1 protein-coding gene is annotated in these 1602 nt (G+C 69.0%); it reads left to right on the top strand.

The features are described 5' to 3' along the window. Window positions 1–241: 241 nt before the first annotated feature. Complete coding sequence (locus tag VF794_RS12165) at window positions 242–1435, top strand: serine hydrolase domain-containing protein (protein ID WP_331109902.1); 1194 nt, start codon at window positions 242–244, stop codon at window positions 1433–1435. Window positions 1436–1602 lie beyond the last annotated feature (167 nt).

The raw sequence follows: 1602 nt of genomic DNA, 5'->3' as shown, positions 1-1602 counted from the left end.
ACCGGCGGCGTCCTGGACCTGGTCAAGGGCCTGATGAGCTCGCGCAAGGGCGACGCGTCCCCCGCCGCCCAGGGCGACAAGTACAACCTGGCCCAGTTCGCGGCGTTCAAGGCCGCCAGCCTGCTGCGCGCCGCCTGATCGACCCGCTTCCGCTTCACTTCAAGGGGTGCACGCTCTCGGGCGTGCACCCTTTTTTCTTTTCCTCTCCCGGCGGCCTTGCCGTGAGCTGAAGAGGGCCTTCATGAGCATCGTCTTCCCACATGAGCCACTGGAGGCCCCCGCCTCGGCTGGAATGGAGGCGGCGAGGCTTGAACGCGCGCTGGCGCTCTTTCGCGAGCAGCAGGCCCGTGGCGCCTTCCCAGGAGGACAGCTCGTCGTACGCCGGGGAGGCCGCTGCGTCGCCAACCTCGCGGTGGGGCTTGCACGGGGCTTCCGGCGGGAGGAGCCGCGGGCCGCCGTGACGCCCGAGACGCGCTTCAATGTCTTCTCGGCGAGCAAGCCGCTGGTGGCACTCGCCATCGCGCGGCTGGAGGAGGCGAGGCAGGTGGAGCTCGCGGCTCCGGTGGCACGCTACTTCCCGGAGTTCGCGGCTCACGGCAAGGGGGCCATCACGCTGCTCGATGTCCTGACGCACCGAGGAGGCGTGCTCCTCCCCGGGTTCATCCACTCCTGGGAGCGGTGGGCGGACTGGGACGCCGTGGTGGATGCGTTGGTGCGGGCCGTCCCCCGCTACCCTCGGGGGACGCTGGCGTATCACCCCAACGAGTTCGGGTGGATCCTCGCCGAGGTCGTCCGGCGCGTGACAGGGGAGCCCCTGCCCTCCTTCTGCGAGCGCGAGCTGCTCGCCCCCGCGGGCCTCGCGGGCATGAGCTTTCAGGGAAGCACCGCGGACGCGTCGCGGGTGGCCCGCAGCTACTGGGTGGGCTCCCGCGCCGTGCGCGTGCACGAGGTGGACGTCAGTGTCCAACTCGAGACGAGCTACAACTCACCGAAGGTGCTGACGGCCTTCGTCCCCGGCGCGAGCCTCTGGACGGATGCCGCCCACCTCGCTGCGCTCTACGAGGTGCTCGTCCGAGGAGGCGTCACCCGGAGCGGGCAGCGGCTGTTCGCCGAGAGCACCGTGCGCGCCTATACCGCACGAGCCGTCTTCGGCGTGGATCGCAGCAACCGGCTCCCCCTCTGTGTGGGCCGTGGCTTCCTGGTGGGCGCGCCCTGGCCCTCTTTCTACGGGGCGTGGGCCACCAGCGCTTGCTTCGGCCATGCCGGCGCCTTCTGCACGCTCGGATTCGGCGACCACGCGACCGGGCTGGCGGTGGGCATCGTCACGAACGGGAACGCGGGCCCTGGAGACTTCCTGCGCCGCTTCCGCCCGCTCATCAGCACCCTGCGGCGCGCCTGCGTGCGTCCCGTGGAGAGCCCCTCGCTAAACCCTTGATTCCACGAGGCTTTCTCGAAACATTAGGCCGCAGACAACTTCAAAGCGCGGCGCCCGATAATCCCTTCAACGTAGCACTCATCCTTCCAAAAGAGAGTCAGTCATGGGCTTCATCAAGGGCATCGGCAAGGCGTTCAAGAGCATCGGTAACTTCGCCAAGAAGGCGG

It is taken from the genome of Archangium sp., from assembly GCF_036389735.1.
Taxonomy (GTDB): domain Bacteria; phylum Myxococcota; class Myxococcia; order Myxococcales; family Myxococcaceae; genus Archangium.
This window is presented reverse-complemented; position numbering and strand designations above follow the sequence as displayed.